Annotated in this window: 15 protein-coding genes; 10 read left to right on the top strand and 5 right to left on the bottom strand. The window is 60.4% G+C overall.

Annotation, left to right across the window (positions count from 1 at the left end; genetic code table 11):
- The first annotated feature begins 232 nt into the window (after nucleotides 1-232).
- The 8 genes from VFN25_RS13360 to VFN25_RS13325 all read left to right on the top strand — a co-directional run bounded on the left by VFN25_RS13360 (nucleotide 233) and on the right by VFN25_RS13325 (nucleotide 9,987).
- Nucleotides 233-634 carry a hypothetical protein gene (locus VFN25_RS13360; RefSeq protein WP_325142719.1) on the top strand — a complete coding sequence of 134 codons (402 nt, stop codon included), beginning with the start codon at nucleotides 233-235 and terminating at the stop codon, nucleotides 632-634.
- 62 nt (nucleotides 635-696) lie between these two features.
- Entirely contained in the window at nucleotides 697-1,947 is a 1,251-nt protein-coding gene (locus VFN25_RS13355; protein ID WP_325142717.1) for a TolC family protein, read from the top strand.
- On the top strand, nucleotides 1,944-3,182 hold the full coding sequence (locus VFN25_RS13350) for an efflux RND transporter periplasmic adaptor subunit (protein ID WP_325142715.1): 1,239 nt from the start codon (nucleotides 1,944-1,946) through the stop codon (nucleotides 3,180-3,182). Before VFN25_RS13355 ends, VFN25_RS13350 begins: the two co-directional genes overlap by 4 nt.
- A gap of 10 nt (nucleotides 3,183-3,192) precedes the next feature.
- Nucleotides 3,193-6,339 carry a CusA/CzcA family heavy metal efflux RND transporter gene (locus VFN25_RS13345; protein WP_325142713.1) on the top strand — a complete coding sequence of 1,049 codons (3,147 nt, stop codon included), beginning with the start codon at nucleotides 3,193-3,195 and terminating at the stop codon, nucleotides 6,337-6,339.
- Nucleotides 6,340-6,437: 98 nt separating this feature from the next.
- On the top strand, nucleotides 6,438-6,968 hold the full coding sequence (locus VFN25_RS13340; RefSeq protein ID WP_325142711.1) for a DNA-deoxyinosine glycosylase: 531 nt from the start codon (nucleotides 6,438-6,440) through the stop codon (nucleotides 6,966-6,968).
- Nucleotides 6,969-7,068: 100 nt separating this feature from the next.
- Nucleotides 7,069-7,524 carry a hypothetical protein gene (locus VFN25_RS13335; protein ID WP_325142709.1) on the top strand — a complete coding sequence of 152 codons (456 nt, stop codon included), beginning with the start codon at nucleotides 7,069-7,071 and terminating at the stop codon, nucleotides 7,522-7,524.
- Between the two features lie 148 nt (nucleotides 7,525-7,672).
- Nucleotides 7,673-9,016 (top strand): M48 family metallopeptidase, encoded by a 1,344-nt coding sequence (locus VFN25_RS13330; protein WP_325142707.1) that lies wholly within the window; start codon nucleotides 7,673-7,675, stop codon nucleotides 9,014-9,016.
- 200 nt (nucleotides 9,017-9,216) lie between these two features.
- Complete coding sequence (locus VFN25_RS13325; protein ID WP_325142705.1) at nucleotides 9,217-9,987, top strand: DUF2884 family protein; 771 nt, start codon at nucleotides 9,217-9,219, stop codon at nucleotides 9,985-9,987.
- A gap of 12 nt (nucleotides 9,988-9,999) precedes the next feature.
- Here the strand turns inward: VFN25_RS13325 and VFN25_RS13320 are convergent, their stop codons facing one another.
- From VFN25_RS13320 to VFN25_RS13300, 5 genes are all read right to left on the bottom strand, one after another.
- Nucleotides 10,000-12,414, bottom strand: coding sequence for a serine/threonine-protein kinase (locus tag VFN25_RS13320; protein ID WP_325142703.1), 2,415 nt, complete (start codon nucleotides 12,412-12,414; stop codon nucleotides 10,000-10,002).
- A 215-nt stretch (nucleotides 12,415-12,629) separates the two neighbouring features.
- A complete protein-coding gene (locus tag VFN25_RS13315; protein WP_325142700.1) occupies nucleotides 12,630-13,052 on the bottom strand; it encodes a VOC family protein in 423 nt (140 codons plus the stop codon).
- A 40-nt stretch (nucleotides 13,053-13,092) separates the two neighbouring features.
- Entirely contained in the window at nucleotides 13,093-13,725 is a 633-nt protein-coding gene (locus VFN25_RS13310; RefSeq protein WP_325142696.1) for a glutathione S-transferase family protein, read from the bottom strand.
- Nucleotides 13,726-13,951: 226 nt separating this feature from the next.
- The gene (locus tag VFN25_RS13305; protein WP_325142693.1) at nucleotides 13,952-15,322 is read right to left on the bottom strand and encodes a hypothetical protein; all 1,371 of its coding nucleotides are present in this window, start codon (nucleotides 15,320-15,322) and stop codon (nucleotides 13,952-13,954) included.
- A 16-nt stretch (nucleotides 15,323-15,338) separates the two neighbouring features.
- Complete coding sequence (locus VFN25_RS13300; RefSeq protein ID WP_325142691.1) at nucleotides 15,339-19,202, bottom strand: PKD domain-containing protein; 3,864 nt, start codon at nucleotides 19,200-19,202, stop codon at nucleotides 15,339-15,341.
- A gap of 119 nt (nucleotides 19,203-19,321) precedes the next feature.
- Between VFN25_RS13300 and VFN25_RS13295 the strand changes: the two genes are divergently transcribed.
- Together VFN25_RS13295 and VFN25_RS13290 are read left to right on the top strand one after the other, a co-directional pair.
- On the top strand, nucleotides 19,322-19,987 hold the full coding sequence (locus VFN25_RS13295; protein ID WP_325142689.1) for a response regulator transcription factor: 666 nt from the start codon (nucleotides 19,322-19,324) through the stop codon (nucleotides 19,985-19,987).
- The gene (locus VFN25_RS13290; RefSeq protein WP_325142687.1) at nucleotides 19,984-21,843 is read left to right on the top strand and encodes a sensor histidine kinase; all 1,860 of its coding nucleotides are present in this window, start codon (nucleotides 19,984-19,986) and stop codon (nucleotides 21,841-21,843) included. The genes VFN25_RS13295 and VFN25_RS13290 overlap by 4 nt, the downstream gene beginning before the upstream one ends.
- The last annotated feature ends 34 nt before the right edge of the window (nucleotides 21,844-21,877 follow it).

Here is a 21,877-nt window from a genome sequence, read left to right as displayed (position 1 = left end):
TACGTGGAGAGCTGATCTTCAGGAGTGTCGGCCAAACTATCCTTTTGTCCACAGTTGTGTGGTTGAAAGCACGGTTTGGCTGCTGACCAGTCAGCGTCATCCTCGACTTGAGCGAAGCTGCGAAACGACATCGCGAAAGAAAGCCCGCCTGGCATCGCGAACGAGCCCGGACCACCAGCCGAGGCGACACAATGACGAATGACGTCATAAGCGCATTGCGGTTGTGGTTGCCATGAGCGTGCCGTACCCTGAAAACATGCACCGCCTTGCCCACAAGCTGCCATCAGTCCTTCGCGCCAGTTTTCTGCTGCTGCTGGCGCTTGGCGTGATGGCTCGGCCAGTGCTCAACCAGTTGAGTGCCCTGCATGACGTTGAGCATGCGACTCTGGCTGGTGCCAGCGGTCATGGCCATGGCCATGACCATCCAGGCGACCAGAAGCAGACTCCGGACCCCGATGAATCAACGGTTGGCCATGAGCTCCTGCATCAGGCTGATACGGGTTCGTCGGCCAATATCTGGACTTCCTGGATCTCGCTGAACGCAATTCCGCTGGCATCCACACTGCCGTTGGTCGATCTGGCCCAGACGCGGACGCAGCGGCTCGCTTCACCGTTCCGACCTCCGATTGCCTGACCCGACCGGCCGCTGCCTGGCGGCTTGAGCGTTGTTGTCTGTTGATCAATCGGAGATTTACCGTGAATTTGCGTTGTCTGATGGTTCTGGCCCTGGTCGGAACCTGCGCTGCGATCCCCTTGGCTCGCGCCGCCGAACCCCTGCGTCTTGAACAGGCCGTTGCGCGTGCATTGGCCAACAATCCATTGCTGGCTGCAGAGTCCGCCCAGTTGCGCGCCACCGAGGCGCGCGCCCGGCGCGAGGGTCTTGCCACGCCCTACGTGATATCCGGTTCGTTGGAAAACGTGGCCGGCACGGGCGCGCTTGGCGGAATCCGATCAGCCGAATCCACCCTGCAAATCGGTCGGGTCTTCGAGCTCGGAGGCAAACGCGCTGCGCGTCAGGCGCTCGGCGATGCCGAGATCAGCCAGCAGCGGATCCTCGCCGAGACCGCCCATATCGATATTGTCAGCCGTACCACCGCCCGCTTCATCGAGGTGATCGCTGACCAGCAGCGCCTCGCCTACGCCGAGGAACGCATCAAGCAGGCCGAGCTCAGCCGCCGCGAAATTGCCCGTTGGGTTGCCGCGGCGAGAGATCCCGAGTTCCACCTGCGTGCCGCCGAGATCGCGGTCATTGATGCGGAGTTGCAGCGTGAACATGCCGAGCATGAACTGGCCAGCGCACGAATGACGCTGGCGGCCAGCTGGGGTGCGCTGACGCCCGATTTCGAAGCGGTTGTCGGCGATCTCGAGAGCCTGCCGGACGTCGAACCATTCGAAATTTTGGCGGCGCGCCTGCCGATGACTGCCGAACAACGAGCTTCACTGCTCGAGGCTGAAACGATCACTGCCCGGCGTCGTCTGGCCACGGCCAGTGCCAAGCCGGACATGACACTCAGCCTTGGCGTGCGACGGCTGGAAGCCCTCGATGATCAGGGTCTGATGATGTCGCTGTCGATACCACTGGGCAGCCGATCGCGTGCTTCCCATTCGATCGCCGAGGCCGATGCGCAACTGGATGCGGTGGAGGCTCGCCGCAATGCCATGCGCTTCGAGCGCCATCAGGCCTTGTTCGAAAAATACCAGGAACTCAATCACGCCCGAACCGAGGTTGAGGCGCTGCGTACGCGGATGCTGCCCAGGGCCGAACAGGCCGTGGCCTTCACCAACAAGGGATTCATGGCCGGCAGATTCTCGTTTTACTCGCTCGCCCAGGCGCAGAAGACCCTGTTCGAATTGCGCGAACGCGATGTTGAAGCCGCCGCCCGTTACCACACCCTGCTGGTCGAGGTTGAACGCCTCACCGCCGTCGCCACGGAGGCTACGCCATGATCACCCGACTCATTCTCGGCTGCGTTTTTGCAGCGTTGCTGGCCGCTTGTGGCGGCTCCAGTCCGGCGCCCGAATCCACGGACAACCATGAGGCTTCAGAGGGCGCCGAGCATGAGCGCGGTCCGCACCGCGGCCGCCTGCTGCGTGATGGTGACTTCGCAATCGAAGTGACCCGTTTCGAAACTGGAGTGCCGCCGCAGTTTCGTTTGTACGCCTATCGCAACGACAAGCCGCTCAAGCCTGGCGAGGTCGTGGCCACGATCGAACTCAAGCGTCTGGATGGTGAGGTGACCCGCTTCACTTTCCAGCCGGAGGCCGATTACCTGGTTGGCAGCGAAACCGTTGTCGAACCGCATTCGTTTGACGTCGAGGTGGCGGCACAACATGGCGGCAAGTCACACCGCTGGAACTACGCCTCCCACGAAGGGCGCACGACGATAGCGGCTGCGATTGCCGAAGAAGCGGGCGTCAGAGTTGAGGAGGCCGGTCCGGCGCTGATCCACGACCGCGTGCCGCTGGTCGGCAACATTGCCCTGAATGCCAATCGCCATGCCGATATCAAGGCGCGCTTCCCGGGCATTGTGCGGACAGTGAATGTGCAACAGGGGGATCGCGTGCGTCGCGGCCAGACCCTGGTCGTCGTCGAGGCCAATGAAAGCATGCGCACGTATCCGCTGACCGCGCCGTTCGATGGTGTCGTGCTGGCTCGCAATACCAATATCGGTGATGTCGCCGGCGACAACACGCTGATCGAAATCGCCGATCTGGCCGAGGTATGGGTCGAGCTTCACGCCATCGGCAGGGATGCCGCGCGCCTCACTGCGGGACAGCGCGTGCAGGTCCATTCCGCCACCGGCGATGCCCGCGGCGAAACAGTCATCGAGACCTTGCTGCCACTGGCGACCCGCGGACAAAGTGTTGTCGCGCGTGCCAGCCTGGCCAATCCCGATGGGCACTGGCGCCCGGGCATGACGGTGTCGGCCAACGTCACCGTTGCGGAAAAGGAAGTGCCGCTGGCGGTAAAGGAATCGGGCCTGCAGCGCTTTCGTGATTTCACCGTCGTGTTTGCCCAGGTGGGTGATTCCTACGAAGTACGCATGCTCGAGCTCGGCGCACGCGATGGCGAATTCGTCGAGGTGCTGGGCGGACTCAAGCCGGGCACACGCTATGTCAGCGAGCAGAGCTACCTGATCAAGGCCGACATCGAAAAATCCGGCGCCGGCCACGACCACTGAGGGAATCGCCATGTTGGAACGCATCATTCGCGCGTCCATCGCGCAGCGCTGGCTGGTTCTCATGCTGGTGCTCGGCTTGTCTGCGCTTGGCGTCTGGAACTACAGCCGCTTGCCGATCGACGCGGTCCCGGACATCACCAATGTCCAGGTCCAGATCAACACAGAGACGCCCGGCTACTCACCACTCGAATCCGAACAGCGGGTGACCTTTCCTCTGGAAACCGCGCTGGCGGGAATGACCCGGTTGGAATACACGCGTTCGATTTCCCGCTATGGCCTGTCCCAGGTCACCGTCGTATTCGAAGACGGTACCGACATCTACTTCGCTCGCCAGCAGGTGGCCGAACGTCTGCAACAGGCCGCTTCGCAGTTGCCTGCCGGCATCGAGCCCACGCTGGGGCCGGTGGCGACCGGTCTGGGTGAAATCTTCATGTACACGGTCGAGGCCGAGGACGGTGCGCAGGAAACCTGGACGCCGACCGCGCTGCGCACCCTGCAGGACTGGGTGGTACGCCCACAGTTGCGCAATCTGAAAGGCGTCACCGAGGTCAACACGATTGGCGGCCATGTGCGCCAATTTCATATCACGCCCGAGCCAACCAAGCTGCTCGCTTACGGCCTGAGCTTGCGCGACGTGCTCGATGCAGTCGCGCGCAACAACGCCAATGTCGGCGCCGGCTATATTGAACGTTCCGGCGAGCAATACCTGATTCGGGTGCCGGGCCAGGTCGCCGATGCCGAAGGCCTGAAACAGATTGTCGTGGCTACGCGCGATGGCGTGCCATTGCGCATTGCGGATGTCGCCGAGGTCAGCGAAGGCAGCGAGTTGCGAACGGGTGCGGCGACCCAGGACGGCCGCGAGGTCGTGCTTGGTACGGTGTACATGCTGGTCGGTGAAAACAGCCGCGCTGTGGCCCAGCGCGCCGCCAAAAAACTCAAGGAGATCGACGCAACCCTGCCTGACGGCGCGAACGTCAGGGCGGTCTACGATCGCACGCAACTGGTCGATCGCACGATCGCCACGGTGCGCAAGAATCTCGTCGAAGGCGCCCTGCTGGTGGTGGTTGTCCTGCTCCTGTTGCTGGGCAATCTGCGCGCTGCCCTGATCACCGCCGCGGTCATACCGCTGACCATGCTGCTGACCATCAGCGGCATGGTGGAGAACCGCGTTTCGGCCAATCTGATGAGTCTCGGCGCACTCGACTTCGGCCTGATCGTCGATGGTGCCGTGATCATCGTCGAGAACTGCTTGCGTCGCTTTGGTGAGCGGCAGCACCAGCTTGGCCGTTTGCTCAATCGCGAGGAGCGCTTCGAGCTGGCCGCCGTTGCCAGCGCCGAAGTGATCAAGCCAAGCCTGTTCGGCTTGTTCATCATCGCCGCCGTGTATGTGCCGGTGTTTGCCCTCAGCGGCGTCGAAGGAAAGATGTTCCACCCGATGGCGATAACCGTAGTCATTGCCTTGACCGGCGCGATGGCCCTTTCACTGACCTTCGTGCCGGCCGCCGTGGCGTTGTTCGTCAGCGGCAAGATCGAAGAGAAGGAAACCCGTATCGTGCGCGGTTTCAAGCGTGTCTATGCGCCATTATTGCAAAAGGCACTGGCGTGGCGAGTCGCGGTGGTCGCCGCTGCGGCGATCCTGACCGTGTTGACCGGACTGCTGGCAACGCGGCTTGGCAGCGAGTTCATTCCCGACCTCGATGAAGGCGACATCGCCCTGCACGCATTGCGGATTCCCGGCACCAGCCTGACCCAGGCCGTTGCCATGCAGACCCAACTGGAAGCGCGAATCGATCAGTTCGCCGAGGTCGAACAGGTTTTCGCCAAGATCGGTACTGCGGAAGTTGCCACGGACCCGATGCCGCCGTCGGTGGCCGACACCTTCATCATGCTCAAGGACCGCAAGGATTGGCCGAACCCGCGCAAGCCACGGGCGCAACTGATTGCCGAGCTCGAAGCGGCGGTGTGGACGATTCCGGGCAACAACTATGAATTCACCCAGCCGGTGCAGATGCGCATGAACGAGCTGATTGCCGGAGTGCGTGCCGAGGTGGCGATCAAGCTTTATGGCGACGATCTCGAACAACTCGAACAAGTCGGCGAACAGATCGAAAAGCTGGCGAGCAGGATCGAAGGCGCGGCCGATGTGAAGCTGGAGCAGGTCACCGGCCTGCCGCTGATGACGATCACGCCCGATCGTGCTGCGTTGGCGCGCTACGGTCTCGCCGTCGGCGATCTCCAGGACACCGTGTCGATCGCCCTGGGTGGCGCGGTTGCCGGTCAGCTGTTCGAAGGCGATCGACGTTTCGATATCGTTGTGCGCCTGCCCGAGCAGCAACGCCAGAATCCCGATCTGCTGGCTTCGCTGCCGATACCGATCCGGATTGATCGCGAAGAAGTGCATGGTGCGCGGCAATCGCCCGCGTATGTGCCGCTGGGTGAAGTGGCTGCTATCGGGATTGCCCTCGGCCCGAACCAGATCAGTCGCGAGAACGGCAAGCGCCGCGTCGTCATCACCACCAACGTGCGCGGTCGCGACCTCGGTTCATTTGTCGAGGAATTGCGCAATCGGGTCGCCAATGAAATCGACTTGCCAGTTGGCTACTGGCTCGAATACGGCGGAACCTTCGAGCAGTTGATTTCGGCCAGTCGGCGCCTGTCGGTGGTGGTGCCGGTCGTGCTGGTGATGATCTTCGGCTTGCTATTCATGGCGCTGGGCTCGGGCAGGGATGCCGTGGTCGTCTTCAGCGGCGTGCCCCTGGCCCTGACCGGCGGTGTGCTGGCGCTGTGGCTTCGCGGGATTCCGTTGTCGATCTCGGCCGGAATCGGCTTCATCGCCCTGTCCGGCGTGGCCGTGCTCAATGGCCTGGTCATGATCAGCTTCATCCGCAAGTTGCGTAGCGACGGCGTGGCCATGCAGGAAGCCATTGTCGATGGCGCCCTGACCCGGCTGCGACCGGTACTGATGACGGCACTGGTGGCCAGTCTGGGCTTCCTGCCGATGGCGCTCAACGTCGGCACCGGTGCCGAGGTGCAGCGTCCATTGGCCACCGTAGTCATCGGCGGCATCGTTTCCTCGACCTTGCTCACCCTGCTGGTGCTGCCCGCTTTGTACCGACTGCTGCATCGCAAGGACGCGGTACGGACACAGCCCCTGTGAGTCGGCGCGCCCTCCATTCGCTGGCACATTCCGAAACTTCACTGGTCACAAGTCCGGCCGTGCTTGCGACATCTCGTCAATGCGGCAACGCTAGCCCGATGAAAGACGATTCCGGATCACTGGTTGAGAGTTTTCCGCCACAAGTCGCGCGCGGATGTCGCGTATTGATTCTTGGCACTGCACCGAGTGTGCGCTCGCTGGCGATGCAACAATCCTATGCACATGCGCAGAACCTGTTCTGGCCGTTGATGGGCGAGATGTTCGATGCCGGGCCGGAACTTGAGTACCCGCAACGTCTTGGCCGCTTGCAGGCGCGCGGCATCGGCATCTGGGACGTCCTGGCCAGCTGCGAGCGTAGCGGCAGTCTCGACAGTGCAATCGTGCGCGCCAGCGAAGTCGCCAACGATATCCCCGGGCTATTGAAATCGCATCCATCGATCGCGGCAATCGCGCTCAACGGCGGTCATGCGCAACGCGCATTCCGCAGACTCGTGCTGCCCAGGATTGCCCCTGTGCATGCATCGACACTTGCCCTGATTGATCTGCCATCGACAAGTCCTGCGAATGCATCAATGACGCGCCAGCACAAACGCGAGCGCTGGCGGGTTTTGCTCGACTTTGCGACCTGAACGCCACCATTCAGCAAGTGCGCGCTTTGCCGCGACCAGTTCCTTTGCGTTCAGCAGAACGGGGTGAGACTCCGCCCACCCCCAGCGAAGGAATTTTCCAATGACACCGATCAAAGCAGGATTCGCCAGCGTCGGCCTGGCTCTCGCCATCGCCGCCATTTCCGCGCCCACGGCCCAGGCTGCCGAGGCCAATCTCGATTGCACAATGCGCTTCAATCTGACCACCTGGTCGGCGATTTACAAACACGCCGAAGGCAGTGGCACGGTCACTTGCGAGAATGGTCAGTCAATGCGCGTGAAGATTTCGGCCAAGGGCGGTGGTCTGACCGTCGGCAAGGCACATATCGATAACGGCAAGGGTGAATTCACCGACGTGCACAGGATGAGCGACATTCTCGGCACCTATGTCCAGGGTGAAGCGTCCGCAGCCGCCGGCAAAAGTGCGACTGCGCAGGTACTGACCAAGGGCACCGTGTCGCTGGCCCTGGCCGGCACCGGTGAAGGTGTCAATCTCGGCATCAGCTTTGGTGGTTTTACAATCAGCAAGGCCGACTAAGACCCCGCGCCTGACGCCAGGCGCGCTGCCGCAACACACCCGCGAACCGCAGCATTTCGATGCTGCGGTTTTTTGCATGACGAATGACTGCTGCATCTGGGTGGCGCTTTGAAGTACTGTCGACTCCTCATCCACTGGGGAGTGCTGCATGAAAATCGCTGGCCGTTTGCTGTTCCTCGTTGTGCTTGGCTTTTTGGTGATAGGCCCATTGCTTGCCGTCGCCGCTCCAGCCGCGGAACTTCCGCCGGGATTGCAGATTCCCGATGCGGCCCGACCCGGTCCTGACTTCGACATCGACCGCGCCACCGATGCCTATGTGAACCTGCTCTCGCCCGAGCAGCGTGCGCAATCGGATGCCTATTTCGAGGGTGGTTACTGGTTGCAGCTTTGGGGTCTGTTGTATGGCCTCGTCGTAGCCTGGATCTTTCTGCGTACCGGTCTGTCGCGAAAGATGCGTGACATCGGCAGACGCGTGAGCCAGCGACCCTGGGTGTACACCATGATCTATGCAGTGCAGTGGATCCTGATCGGAACCCTGCTCGCCCTGCCATTGACGATCTATCAGGGGTTTTTCCGCGAGCACGCCTATGGCCTGGCCACGCAGACTTTTTCCGCATGGTCATTTGATCAGCTCAAGGGCCTGATCATCAGTCTGATCATCCTGCCACCGGTCATCGCGCTGCTCTACGCCGCCGTGCGCAGGACCGGTGCGCGCTGGTGGATATGGGCAAGTGGCGGCACCTTTGCGCTGATCCTGTTTTTCATGATGATCGCGCCCGTATTCCTCGATCCGTTGTTCAACGATTACAAACCCCTGCGCCAAGGCGAGGTGCGCGAGCAAGTCCTTTCGCTGGCGCGGGCGAACATGATTCCCGACAACAACGTGGTTGAATTCGATGCCTCGAAACAGACCACGCGAATCAGCGCGAACGTCGCCGGATTCCTTGGAACGACGCGAGTCGCACTCAACGACAATCTGCTCGACCGCACCTCCGAGCCCGAAATCCTTGCCGTCCTCGGCCACGAGATGGGCCACTACGTACTCAATCACGGACTTCGTCTGGTCATCTACATGACGCTGATTCTTGCCCTGGGTTTCTGGGTCGTGCATCACTTCTTTGATCGCGCTCTGGTTCGCTGGGGACCGCGCTTCGGACTGGAGGACCGCGGCGATCCGGCCGCCTTGCCGCTGGCCGTGGCCATTCTGTCGTTGTTCTTCTTTTTCGCCACACCGCTGACCAACTCGATCGTTCGCCAGGCCGAAGCCGAGGCTGACGCATTCGGGCTGAATGCCGCGCGGGAACCGAACGGTTTTGCCATGGCTGCGATGCGCCTGTCGACCTACCGCAAGATCAAGCCCGGCCCGATCGAAGAGATCATCTTCTACGATCATCCGAGTGGCTACGCACGCGTGCACCGCTCGATGGTTTGGCTCAAGGAGCATCAGGACAACCCGACGGCTGTTGGAGCGGGAATGGGGAGTAGGGAGTAGGGAGTAGGGAGTAGGGAGTAGGGAGTAGGGAGTAGGGAGTAGGAAAGCGAAAAGTGTCGTCATTTGCGGCGCCGAGAACATTCAGGGCGGCATGACAGCCGCTCTTCCCACTCCCAATTTCCCACTCCCTACTCCCGCTCTATAAACCTTCCATACGAACCCGGCATCAAAGAATCGAACTCACCGTCCGAGGTTACCCCATGACACTCCGTCCGCTTGCCAGTCTTGTTGCTCTTGCCCTGGCGCTCAGCTTCAGCTCCGCGCATGCGCGCCTCAATATCGACAGCGATCACTGCGATGTCGAGAGCGATTATTCGACCAGGTTTGACGCCGAGCGCATTACCTTCACCAATGACAAGACCCATCGCGTCGTCGTCCTCGGTCCGGCGGGCGTGATTGTGGTTGATGGAAAGGCGCTCGCACTCGATGCCGCTGATCGCGAAAATGCCGTGGAGCTGGAGCGCGCAATTCGCGCCATTGTTCCGCAAGCCAAGGCGCTTGCGATCGATGCGGTGGGAATCGCGTTTGAAGCGGTCGGGCATGCCTCAAGCGCGTTTGCCAGCGACGCCCATCAGGCTCGTGAAAGCGCCGAAAGAATCGCGCGCACTGCAGACGAATTGAAGCGTGCGATCAATGCGCGTGATGACTGGGGCCCGCAATCGGAAAAGGAAATTGATCGGCTGATCGAAGGCTCGGTCGGCTCCCTGATTGGCGAGATGATCGGCAATATCACCGCACAGGCGATTTCGGTTGCCTTTAGCGGAGACGAAGCGGCGGTCGCCGAGCTTGAAGCTCGCGCCGGATCAATTGAGAAAAATGTAGAGAAAGCCGTAGAGAGTCATGCCAAGGAACTCGGCAAGCGTGCCGATGCACTTTGCCAGCAGGTGCATGAACTCGACCGCATCGAGTCGAAGTTCAATGCACGCATGCCGGACGGTTCGCCGATCGATCTGATTCAGATCAAGCGTTGAGCCCTGTTCCGGTCACCGCGAAGCGAGCTTGCGCACGCGCCACTCGGCCTCGCGCTTTGGCTTCTTCCAGGCCTGGTATAGCGACAGATAAGTGTCAACGACATCCTGGCTGCGCGGGTGCTGCGGACCATAGCCTTCGGCTTGACTGAGCACGCCCCAGGCAAGGTTGAGTTCGGTCTCGGCATCCTCGTATTTCTTCTCGGCGATGAGAATCGTGGCCAGCTCGCGATGCATGATGCCGCGGATGCCGTTGTCGGACCAGACGATGTCCGCGTATTTCACGGCGTTGCGCGCGTGCGTTTCGGCCTCGGCAAGTTGACCGCTGTCACGTAGCAAAAGAGACAGGTTCGATTCCGCGACGATGCTGGTCGGATTCTTCGGACCGTAGATTTCCTGTGAGAGAGACGCTGCCCGCTCATAAAAGGGTCGCGCTTCCTCATTGCGACCTTGTTGGCGAATCGCGCCGCCCAGGTTGCTGATCAACCGGAGCATTACCGGGTGGTCCTTGCCGAACAGGTGTTCGATCATCGGCAGTTGCGGTGTGAGCAGCTTTTCGGCATCGGCATAGCGCTTCTGTTCGAGCGCGACAATGGCCAACCCATTGACTGCGCTGAAGGTCTTGGAGTGTTCGTCGCCGTATCGTGTCCGGTAGCGCCCGAGCAGCTCTTCGAGCAGTGGCTGCGCCTCGTCGAGATGGTTGGTATCAAGATCAACGGCGGTCAATACACTGAGCGTGTTGAGGACATCGTCACTATCATCGCCGAATAGCGTGCGCTGCAATGCCAGCACCCGATGAAAGCGCGTTCGGGCTTCCTCGGGTTTACCCGAACTCGCTTCAATGCCTGCAAGGGTTGATTCGACAATCAGCCGATCCCGATTCTCGACCGGCAAGGTGGCAACTTCGGCGAACGCCGCCTGGGCGGTGTCCAGGGCTTCTTTCAATCGACCCTGATTTTCGAGGTTGATGGCTGAGCGTGCCTGAATGCGCGCGATCTCCGCGTGTGGCAGCTCTGCGGCGTGCGCGGCATCGAGGGCCGCGTCATAGTGGATCCGGGCAAGATCGTAGTCGCCCAGCGAGGAATAGCTGCCAGCGATCGTGCTTTCGATTTCGGCGCGCACATCGGGCTGGTCGACGAGCTCACTGCCGACGCGTTTGGCTGCAGCGTCAAGGATCATGTGCATCAACTTGTTGTCCATGCCACGGGCGCGATCAGGATCGATACCGCCCAGCATCGTACGCACGAACTGCGCGACACGATCAGCCTTGACCGCTTCCACGTGCGCAACGCGCGCGGACTCCCGTGCCTCGCCCAATCCATGCAAGGCGAGTCCGGCGCCTACCAGAATAGCCATCAGGATCAGGCTCACCGCTGCGATGCCGAGGCGATGTCGAGCGATGAATGAGCGCATCCGGTAGGTGCGTGTCGAGGGTATGGCTGACACCGGCCGGTGCTCGCGAAACCGTTCAAGATCTTCCGCGAGCGCCGCCGCCGAGTCATAACGGTCGGCACGCTCCGTCGCCAGTGCCTTGCGCAGGATCGCGCGCAATTCACTCGGCAAATTGTGGGCGGCGGCGTACAGGGCGCCACTATCGGTGAAGTTGTGACGAGAACCCGAGCCACTGCCAAGGGCCGTCAGCAGCGTTTCCTGCGGCGCGTGCGTTGAGTCATGCGCGTCGGCGGTGAGCGTGCGGGCGTCAGAACCCGTGAGGATTTCGCAGAGCATGACGCCGAGCGAATAGACGTCACTGCGAGTATCGATATCACGATGATTCAGGCCTGCCTGCTCGGGACTCATGTAGATGGCGGTACCGGCCCGGTCGACGTGGGAGCTTTCAACCTTCGCGCCATCGCTCGATGCATTGCCACCAATCGCGATGCCGAAATCGATGATCTTCGGCAGCGGCAAGCCATCGACATCACTGACCAGGACATTCTCGGGCTTCAGATCACGATGGATGACACCTTTTTGGTGAGCATGCTGCACGCCCTGGCAGATGCGCACGAACAGGGCAATACGCTGATCGCGCGACAATGCGCGTGATCGGCAATAGTCGGATGCCGGCGTGCCCTCGACATACTCCATGGCGATGTAGGCGTGGCCCTCATCGGTGGTGCCTGCATCGAAGATCTGGGCAATTGCCGGATGCTGCATCTGCGCCAGGGCCTGACGTTCGACTTCAAACCAGGCCAGGGCCAGCGGGCTGGCGATCTGCTGGCGAATCAGTTTCAGCGCGACATCACGGTGCACCGGCGCGGTTTGCTCGGCCAGATAGACCTGGCCCATCCCGCCCTCACCAAGCGCCCGACGGATCCGGTAAGCGCCAAGTCGGGTGCCCTCCGGCAGCGAAGCACCATCGCCCGCGCTGGCCAACACGCCATCCACCTCGGTGGCAGCAGTCGCTGATGGATCTTTATCGTGATTCATCCGATACCTTTGGTTTGACTTCAACAGGTACGTTCGAGACGTGAAAAAGGTTGCACAGTTGGGCAGCGAGCAGTTGGCGGGAAAGACGGTTGACCGAGAAGCCGTCAGCGGTTAGCGGCAAGAGCCATCGAGGAAAACCTGACAGGATCGCGAGAAAGTGATGGTAAGGGTCGACAAACTGTTGAAAGTCACGATGCCTCTCCCGCTCACCGCAATCACCATACGCCCGTATTCGGCATCGACGTCCATGGTTCACGCGGTTCCAGTGCGTCGCCTTTCTGCAGCAACTCAATCGATATCAAGTCGGGAGAACGGACAAAGGCCATATGGCCATCGCGCGGCGGACGATTGATGGTCACGCCGGCATCCATCAAGCGTTGGCAGGTGGCGTAGATGTCATCCACTGAAAACGCCAGATGGCCAAAATTGCGTGCCGTGCCGTAGTCCTCGTCGTCCCAGTTCCAGGTCAACTCGATTTGTCCACGCGATTCGTCGCCTGGCGCGGCAAGGAAAACCAGCGTGAAGCGTGCTTTTTCGTAGTCGCGGCGCGAGATCTCGACGAGACCAAGATGGGTGCAGTAGAACTCAAGCGATGCGTCGAGATCCCTGGCCCGGACCATGCTGTGCAGAAATTTCATCGGTGACTCCTGATTCAATGGCTGACGATGAGCGGTTCGCTCATGCCCACTCGGTCAGTCCCTCGATCGCATACAGACGCTTCCACGACGGACGTGACTTGACCATACCAGCGAGTTTGCCAAGTGCCGGCCATTGATCAGCCGGCTTGGGCATATTGCGTGACCAGCGCATGAGCATGGTCGCGTAAAGATCGAGCAGACTGAAGTGTGCGCCGAGCATGTACGGGCCGTGCGCGGCGAGGTGGACGTCGATCCGGTCCCATGCCGCCTCGATCCTGCGCCGGGCGAAATCACGCATTGCATCAGCTTGATTCTCAGGGCCGAAATCGGTCGGATAGAACCACTGGCGGAACGCCGGTTGCAACGTGTTGGCGAGATGCAAAGTCCATTGCAGATAGAGTCCGCGCTGTGACGATCCCGGCATTGGCGCAAGACGCTTGTCGACGTGTCGCTCGCCAAGCAGGAGAACCAGTGCCGCACATTCATAGACAGGCTTGCCGTCTACAATCAGGGTCGGCACGACCCCGTTCGGATTCAGACGCAGATATTCAGGATCCTTCTGCGCCCGCGAATCAAAATCAATCAGACGCAGCTCATGAGGCGCATCCAGCTCGAGCAAGGCGAGGTGCACAACCATGCTCGCGGTGCCTGGAGAGTAATAGAGGGTGTACATGGGTTGAAGGCCGGGAGTGGGGGAAGGGAGTCGTGAGTGGGAAAAGCCGCAGCTCGCGTTCGCGCAGCATGGCGACGGACCGATCGCAGTCTACCGCCTTGGCTTCTGCAGGATCGATTCCCAACGAGCAAGTCTCTACCCGACGATGATGAGGCCAGCACAAAAGCCGCTTTTCCGACTCCCTACTCCCCACTCCCCGCTCCCGATTCCCGGTTCGACAAGCAAGCTACGGGGTTCCGGGCGGCACCTCGAAATCATCACGAAAGATGAGGTCGGTACCCACCGGCAGATCGCCGCGTACCCATACCCGGAAAAGCGACAGCGCATTCCAGGGGCCGCTACCGGCAATGATCGGATTGCCGAACCATAACGAATCAGGCCGCTGTGAAGGTTGATTGGTCTGGGAAAACAACTGTGCGCCATCCTTCCAGAGTTCGACCTTGCCATCGACCCAGCAATAGGCCATGTCGTGGCGGGAAGTGCCTTGCCCGCCGCCAACCTGCTGCACGCCACTGGCGGTATCGATGTCGATGTAGAAGCCGCTTGAATCCTGCCATGAACGCATGGCGGTTGGCACCGTGCCGGCATCGTCGCCATTCAAGGGTGTGCCGCGCGAAATCACCATCTCGCCGTCCCCGGCCGGACCCACTCCCGTGTATTCGGCGATCCAGCGCACCATGAAATTCCCGGTGGGCGGAATCACGATCGTCGCCGGTCTCGATGCGATATAGGGAAACTGCGTTGCGGCGTCCGGAGCGGCGAGCCCGAGCTGGCCGCTGTCGATCGACAGTTGTCCGAAATTCGGAGTGGCCTTCCAGCGCTGGAAGAACTGGCTCGCATTGTCGAACTCTTCCTGAAACTGGTGCTGAAAGCCACTGGCGCCGCTACAGATATCCAGTGCCATCGGCTCGCCAAACAAGGCGAGGCCGAGTGAAGCGCCGAATATTGAATCATCCGGAATGAAATCGAGATCCTCGGGACTGCGTCCGGCATTGGCATAGGCGGCAACGGAGTCTCCCACAATCGGAACAATGCCCTGCCGGTCGAGCGCAGGGACCAATTCTCTGGAGACTGTCAGCACACCGTTGCCGGGATCAGTCAGCCAGAGCTGACTAAAGCCGAGTTCAGTGCCTTCCGTGAATACGGTTTTCGGCAGATCGATGTCGATGGAGTAGGCCTGACCTGCGTCGAAATTGCATGGGCAGGCGCTTAAATCGACGATGAACTCCGCGGGTCTTGCAAACACCGGATCGGCACTGCTGTCGTGAGCATTCCACATACGAAATCGTGCCTTGACGCGCTGCTGGACACTGGTGGTCAGTGCATACGCGTATAGACGAACGCTCTGGATCGATGCCTGCTGGTTGCCGACGTTGCCAAGTTGCAACCAGCTGCCGGCGCGCGTCGGATACGACTGTCCCGATTCGGGGTTGGCCGGCACGGCCTCATGCAGGACCGTGGATAGCTGAAGCGCCGTATTTAGTTCCTGCCCTGCGCGAACGAAGGCCGCGTCGGATGTGAAGCGGGTCTGTGCCGTGGCACTGGCAGCAATCCCAATCAACGAGACGGAAAGTACAGTTGCGATGGTCTTGTTCATGATGGTCACGGCCCCCTCAACCGTCGAAACCGTCAGCAAAAATCGTGTCGTTGGAGGTGTCGATGCCATAGCATTCCAATGGCACCGAGCCGCGTTGCCAGGCGTTGCTGTTGTTGGGCTGCGCCACGGTGTAGTCGACCACGTACAGATCGTGTTGATAGTTGATGCTGCCGCGATCACTCAATTGGTAGGCATAGGGATGAGGGAAGTAGCCGCATGACAGCACCAGATTCTGGTACTCGTTGTCGAAGCCGCCGACGGAACCGCCGATCTGCAACCCGTTGCCCCAGTAGCTGACCGATTGCTTTTCGCGGGTGACGCCGAATGAGTACTCGTAGGAAAGACCCGCCACGGCATAGACATAGGTGTTGCCGAGTTCGAGCTCGAGCTCGGCGCCTACTCGCGTGGTCGACTCGATGCCGCCATAACTGCCGACCGTCTGCGAGGTATTGGATGTCGAATCCCAGGAATGGGTGATTCCGGAGTTGCCGACGCGCAGATTGTTCCAGATGGTGGTTTGTCGAATACCGGGATGGTTGATGCACGCATCGCCGTTGGCAAGGCGTACGCCAGTCGGGGAATTGGCCGCATTGGTTCCGGACCACATCATGTCGCCGCGCTCCTCGATGTTCTGATAGCCGGCCTCGAACGGGTTCCAGACCCGGGCCAGGAACATGCCGGTGCCGGCGACCGGTTGGCATACGGCCTGCGGATAGGCGGGTGGCTCGGAATGAGTGGGGCCGAAAACCTGAATCTCGGAAATATTGATCAGCGCCTCGACCTGATCGGGATGTTGCAGGCGGATATAGCGCACCGGCAGCGGATTGTAGTTCGCATCGCGCACCATGATGTTCCAGCGGTCATAGACCATGCCGTTTTCCGTAGGGGGCGAAAAGCTGACCACGCCGGGGCCGCCGGGAACCTCGTCTCCGACAAACGGATTTGCCGACACGTAAACATGGAAGCCTTGCAGATCAAGTGCAGCCAGATTGAACGCGACGGGTTTGACCATGGCACCGCTTTCATCGACATTGGCCGCCGGAAACACGCGGATCGCTTCGATCGGCTGCACGCTGCCGAGGTCGATATCGAGGTACGGATTGGTCGTACTCACACTGGTCGCCGCGGTGGAAAACAAGCCATCGGTTGCCTTGTCAAGTCCGCGCCCGTTCTGAAATGGAATCGTGCTGGTTGGTGGCACAAACAAGGCACGGCTGGCCCAGTCGCGTTGCAACGGGACCCAGTTCGGTTCGGTCTGCCCGTAGATGAACTGTGCGTTCCAGATTTCCGCGGTTTGCGCGGTGCGCTCATGGTCGGAGATCTCGCACATGCGCATGCCGCTGTTCGGCACCGGACCGCTGGACTGGACCACATCATAGGAATAGCAAAGCGCCGAGTTGCCTTCGCTCACTACCAGCGCCTCACCCTGGGTGGCTGCCTGGCCTTCGCTGTAGGTTTGCTCGTTTTCCTCACCGTGGATGGCACCTTTGGACGTTTGCCAGTCATGTCCGGCAGTGGCCTTGAGTGTCGCCCTGAAATTGACCGGCTCCTTGTCGGTAGTGCCGGCGGAAACCCCGACATAGGCCGACACGCTGTGGCTGGTAAAGCTGCCTGACCGGTTCTCCACGCTGTTGCCGCTGCTTTGCTGATTGCCGAACGAAGCAGACATGTAGCCATTTCCCAGCGCATCCGACTGCAGGGCCGAGAAAAATGGTGGCATCCAGATCAGATTGCGCAGTTGCGGCTCGTAGACCGCGCCGCAACGCGTACCGAGCGTGGCGAAAACGGAATCGCCATCGAAATCACTGGCCAGCAGGGCGGACGCTGCGTATGGCAACGGCAGTGAGCTGATACTTGAAGCAGTCACTTGTTGCGCATGTGACGGGTTCAACACGACGGGAATCTGCGATGTATCCAGTCGCCACAGGGAGCGCCAGATCGTGGCCTGGAGTTCTACCCTCGGAATCGGCAAAGCGAGCGGTGTTGTGATTTCCCGAACCACCGATTGTGCATTGGTCATGATTTCGGATGAGCCATCGCGGTTCATGTCGCCGATGGCGATTCGAGGTTGTGACTGCTCGAGGAAACTGTTGTAGGTGATCACGGTATCGCCGTTTGGCAGACTCTGGTAACCGTCCTCGGTAACCGCTGAAATCTGTGGCGACCGATCCATCTGATACGTGTAGCTTTCAGCCTGACCCCCGCTGCTGGTCTGCCCGTTGATCTGAATCACAGTGCTGTAGCTGCTTGTCTTGCCGGCGTTGTCGTTGACGGTCAGGGTGACCGTGTAGCTGCCGGTCGCGTTGTAGTTGTGCGACGGGTTCGTGGCCACCGACGAACTGCCATCGCCAAAATCCCAGTGCCACGAATCGACATCGCCGGTTGCAGTGCTGGTGAACTTCGTTGGGAAAGGCCCGGTTCCGCCAAGCACATCAAACTGGAAGCCGGATTGCAGCCGCACGCCGGCGGCATAGACGTCCACCTGGAGCTGCTTGCTGCTAGAACTCTCCACGACTCGCACCAGGGCGAGCTGGTTTTGCTCGGCACCGTATAGCCTGCCGATGGCGCTATCAAATCCGGTTTTCGTGGCTTCCGAAAATGGGAGGCCATTGCCCGCGCGTGACCCGAGTATCTGGCTGGAATCAAAATCCCGGCCTGGCCCGCTGTTGCTCAAGGTCACCGCGCTGATGTCGGCACCTGGCGCGGCCTGCACTGTCGAAAAATGCAGAAGACGCTGGCCTGTGAAGTTGCCGATGGTGCCGCTAACCCACATACCGGTCTCATTCCGAAGGTCTATCGTCCCAAAGAACCCGATATGCACCAGCAATTCCGCCGCTGCGGTATCCACCAGGTTGCCGGCGTCAGCGAGAACCCGATGCGGCTGGCCAGAGATCTGAACGGTCTCTGTGCATGAAGCGTCCGGACACACTAGCGGCGTATTGGGCGACACGAAGGCGTCGTCGGCAAAGATGGTGATCTCGCTGTTGAACGCAAGACTGCCGATGGCGGTGTCGTTGGGGTCGGCAACCAAACCGCTGTTGCGATGCGCGCCCGGCGCGTTGTATTCGAGCAAGTGAGTGTGAAGGTGGTTTTCACCCGAGCTGTTGGTTTCGACAGCGACCACGATCAGCTGGTCGCGACCGTCGAGCAGGACATCGCCATGGGCCAGGCTCGATTCGCCAAAACCCGTGGTACTCCTCCAGCGACCGGCCCAGGTATTGTCCGTTTCGGCCAGCCTGCCATCGTTGGTGCCGGTCAGCACAATGACATTCATCTTGCCGTCGGTTGGACCAATCGAGCCGCGCCACTTCAAGGCCAGTTGCTGCTCACGGGTGGATGTTCCGCGGAGATCGCCGGCCTCCAGTTCCACCGAGGAGGTGGTCATGCCGGTGCCGTCGAGATTCCCGTCCAGCTGCCAGCTGTCAATCAAACGTGCCGAGGGGGCAAATCCCGGAGTGCGCTCGAAAATGCCAATGATGATCTTGCCGAGAACTGTGGGTTCGCCAGGGTCCATGCGAACGCCATAGGCCACCGCCACTTCGTCACGGCCATCGCCATTCAGATCGACGTTGACGGCGTCGAGAAAGCGTGAACCGTCAGGCAATCCGGTCGGGATCAGGTCGCCGCTGTAAACCTCGCTGAGTGCATCGGGCTCGCCGGCTCGCGGCAATCGATACTCGCCGATCGGTTTGAAGGAACGATCATCGTTGCTGAGCAAGGACATGAACTCGGCATCGCCGAGCATCAGGTTGCTGGCGCCGAACGGCGTGGTCTCGCAATCAATCCGCTCAGCAGCGTCCGCAGCAGAAAATGATAACGCCGCACCCAGTGCCAGAGCAAGGGTGACAAGACGTACAGGCAATAGAATATTCGGGTTCAAGAGCCAGCTCCCCATTGGCAACTATCCTTGGCGAGAATAGCCACCTGCCGCTGTGCTGCGCATCCATGAAAACATTGATTTTTTGCTGAATGGTGTTGTGATAGCGTCCCTGCTCATTTATGACCGATCCCATTCTTCTCGTAGATGATGAGCCCTCGATGCTCGAGCGGCTCCAACGCATCCTGACCACGCTGGGTCATGATGAGAATTCACTGCGTCTGGCTGCGACGCTGGCCGAAGGCAAGGTGCAGGGGCGCGACACGAGCCAGCTAGGCATGGCTCTGGTTGATCTTGGCTTGCCGGATGGCAGCGGTATTGAACTGGTCGCCTGGTTGCGCGAGCGCAACGATGCCTTGCCTATCCTCGTGATCTCGGCCTGGAGCACGGAGGAAATGATCCTCGGCGCATTGCGTGCCGGCGCCAGCGGTTATGTGCTCAAGGAGCGCGATGATCTGGAGATCGCCATGTCGTTGCGCAGCGTCCTCGCCGGCGGTGCGCCGATAGACCCGTTCATCGCCCGGCGCATTCTTGCGCTGGTCAACGATCCGGCCACTGCTCAACCTGCTTCTGCACCTTCTGTCAAATTGCAGGAACCCCTGACCAGGCGTGAGATGCAAATCCTTCAGTGTGTTGCTGATGGAATGAGCAATCGCGAAATCGCCGACGATCTTTCGATTACCCGAGCGACCGTGGAAACTCATGTGCAGAAGGTCTATCGCAAGTTGTCCGTGAATTCTCGCACCCAGGCGCTGCTTGCCGCCCGCCAGCATGGACTGTTGCCGTGAAATTGCTTTTTGACGCATGCCGATCATGCGTGCTGCTGTTTGTGCTCGGCGCCGCTTCCGCCGTGGCCGCAGAACCTGGCTTGCCGATGTCAATCGAGGCAGCGCGTGCGGAGTTGCATGCATCCGCGCCACCGACGTCAGGCTGGGTCGATGTCACACTGCCCGATGTCTGGAGCAAGCGCTGGCCAGATTACGATGGTGTGGTCTGGTACCGATTGAGCTGGGATCAACCGACACCGCTGGACAATGTCGCGTTCTATCTCGAATACCTGACCTTTGCCGGCGAGATCTGGGTCAACGGAGCCCTTGTTGCACGTGACGCCAGCCTGGTCGAGCCTCTGACGCGCATGTGGAACGTGCCTCGCTACTGGCGCTTGCCTCCTCCACTGATCAAATCGGGGCAGAACACGATACTGGTGCGGGTTTCCGGCCTTGCTCAATACGGCCCCGGTCTCGGACCGGTACTGGTGGGTGATGCGAGCGCGCTCGAAGCGCGCTTCAAGGCAGAGCAATGGCTGCGCAACACGATCAACCTCATCGGCCTGGCGATCAGTCTCACGGTAGGACTGTTCTTTCTCGCCGTGTGGCTGATGCGTCGCCGTGAAGTAGCCTTCGGCTGGTATGCCGCCGGACGATTCGCGTGGCTGCCGGTCGCGTGGAATACGGTCGCCACCAGTCCATGGCCATTCACGACGACCGATGCCTACCAGAATCTGACCGAGATTGCGGTGCCTGTGTCGATCGGCTGCTGGGCCATGTTCGTCCTGCGCTTTTGCGACCGACGTTGGCCTCGACGTGAAAAAGGAATGTGGGCGATTTTATTGCTTTCAGCACTATGGATTATTTTGGCTCCACATGAGGGGAAGCTCGCGGCACGCAACCTGGCCAACGCGTTGTCGGTGCTGGTGGTGGTGATTGTCGATATCGCATTCCTGTGGTTCGCCTGGCGCGGGGGTCGACCTGATCAAAAATTCCTTTCGTTGTGTTCTGCCGCCGTGATCGGCGCTGGCGTGCACGATGTCCTGGGTGTTGCCGGAATCATCGACGAAACGGCCAACTGGGTTCCTCTGACCAGCATGGTGGGTGTGATCGGCGCATCAATGGTGTTGGCCTGGAATTTCGTGAGCAACCTGCGTCGCATTGAGGGTTTCAATGTCGAGTTGCAGCAAAATGTCGATCAAGCACGCGGTGAACTGGCCGATACGCTCTTGCGCCAACACAAACTGGAACTGGCTCACGCGCGTCTTGGTGAGCGCGTAAGCCTCGCACATGATCTTCACGACGGTCTTGGCGGCATGTTGATTGGCAACATCACCGCGCTGGAGCACGGCCCGGAAAGCGTTTCATCGCGCAAGATGCTTGACGCCTTGCGTGAGTTGCGCGACGACTTGCGTTTGATCATCGACACTGCATCGGCACAACACTACGGGGAAAATTCGCTCGGCGAACTGCTGGCACCGTTACGTCATCGCATGTCGCGGATGTTCGAGGCCTACGACATCCATTTGCGCTGGCATACCGATCGCCTTGATGACGTCTATCTGACCAATACCCAGAGCCTGGACTTGATGCGCATCGTGCAGGAAGCACTGACCAATGTGCTAAAACACGCGCAGGCAAAGCGGGTGGAAGTTGAACTTCGCAACAGCAACGAAGCGATGATTCTGGAGATTCGCGACGACGGCCGGGGCCTGTCGGAAACCGATCCGGCACAGGGAACCGGCATGCACAGCATGCAGGCGCGGGCGAGGCGCCTCTCGGCTACCCTGTCCATCGCCTCGAAAGATGGCGGCACCCTGGTGCGATTGCATCGACCATGGCCGCCGACGAATTTGCACCTGACCAACCCTGCGTAAGGAGTTCGTGAGTCGGCTATTCCAACTCCGCACT

The sequence above is a fragment of the Dokdonella sp. genome (assembly GCF_035703485.1).
Taxonomy (GTDB): Bacteria; Pseudomonadota; Gammaproteobacteria; order Xanthomonadales; family Rhodanobacteraceae; genus Dokdonella.
The sequence above is the reverse complement of the archived record's forward strand: the minus strand, read 5'-3'. Positions and strand labels throughout refer to the sequence as shown.

Excerpts from the sequence above, each read along its gene's own strand:
- VFN25_RS13360 (WP_325142719.1), top strand. The coding sequence starts at position 233 with ATGAGCGTGCCGTACCCTGAAAACATGCACCGCCTTGCCCACAAGCTG.
- VFN25_RS13350 (WP_325142715.1), top strand. The coding sequence starts at position 1,944 with ATGATCACCCGACTCATTCTCGGCTGCGTTTTTGCAGCGTTGCTGGCC.
- VFN25_RS13345 (WP_325142713.1), top strand. The coding sequence starts at position 3,193 with ATGTTGGAACGCATCATTCGCGCGTCCATCGCGCAGCGCTGGCTGGTT.
- VFN25_RS13340 (WP_325142711.1), top strand. The coding sequence starts at position 6,438 with ATGAAAGACGATTCCGGATCACTGGTTGAGAGTTTTCCGCCACAAGTC.
- VFN25_RS13335 (WP_325142709.1), top strand. The coding sequence starts at position 7,069 with ATGACACCGATCAAAGCAGGATTCGCCAGCGTCGGCCTGGCTCTCGCC.
- VFN25_RS13330 (WP_325142707.1), top strand. The coding sequence starts at position 7,673 with ATGAAAATCGCTGGCCGTTTGCTGTTCCTCGTTGTGCTTGGCTTTTTG.
- VFN25_RS13325 (WP_325142705.1), top strand. The coding sequence starts at position 9,217 with ATGACACTCCGTCCGCTTGCCAGTCTTGTTGCTCTTGCCCTGGCGCTC.
- VFN25_RS13320 (WP_325142703.1), bottom strand. The coding sequence starts at position 12,414 with ATGAATCACGATAAAGATCCATCAGCGACTGCTGCCACCGAGGTGGAT.
- VFN25_RS13315 (WP_325142700.1), bottom strand. The coding sequence starts at position 13,052 with ATGAAATTTCTGCACAGCATGGTCCGGGCCAGGGATCTCGACGCATCG.
- VFN25_RS13310 (WP_325142696.1), bottom strand. The coding sequence starts at position 13,725 with ATGTACACCCTCTATTACTCTCCAGGCACCGCGAGCATGGTTGTGCAC.
- VFN25_RS13305 (WP_325142693.1), bottom strand. The coding sequence starts at position 15,322 with ATGAACAAGACCATCGCAACTGTACTTTCCGTCTCGTTGATTGGGATT.
- VFN25_RS13295 (WP_325142689.1), top strand. The coding sequence starts at position 19,322 with ATGACCGATCCCATTCTTCTCGTAGATGATGAGCCCTCGATGCTCGAG.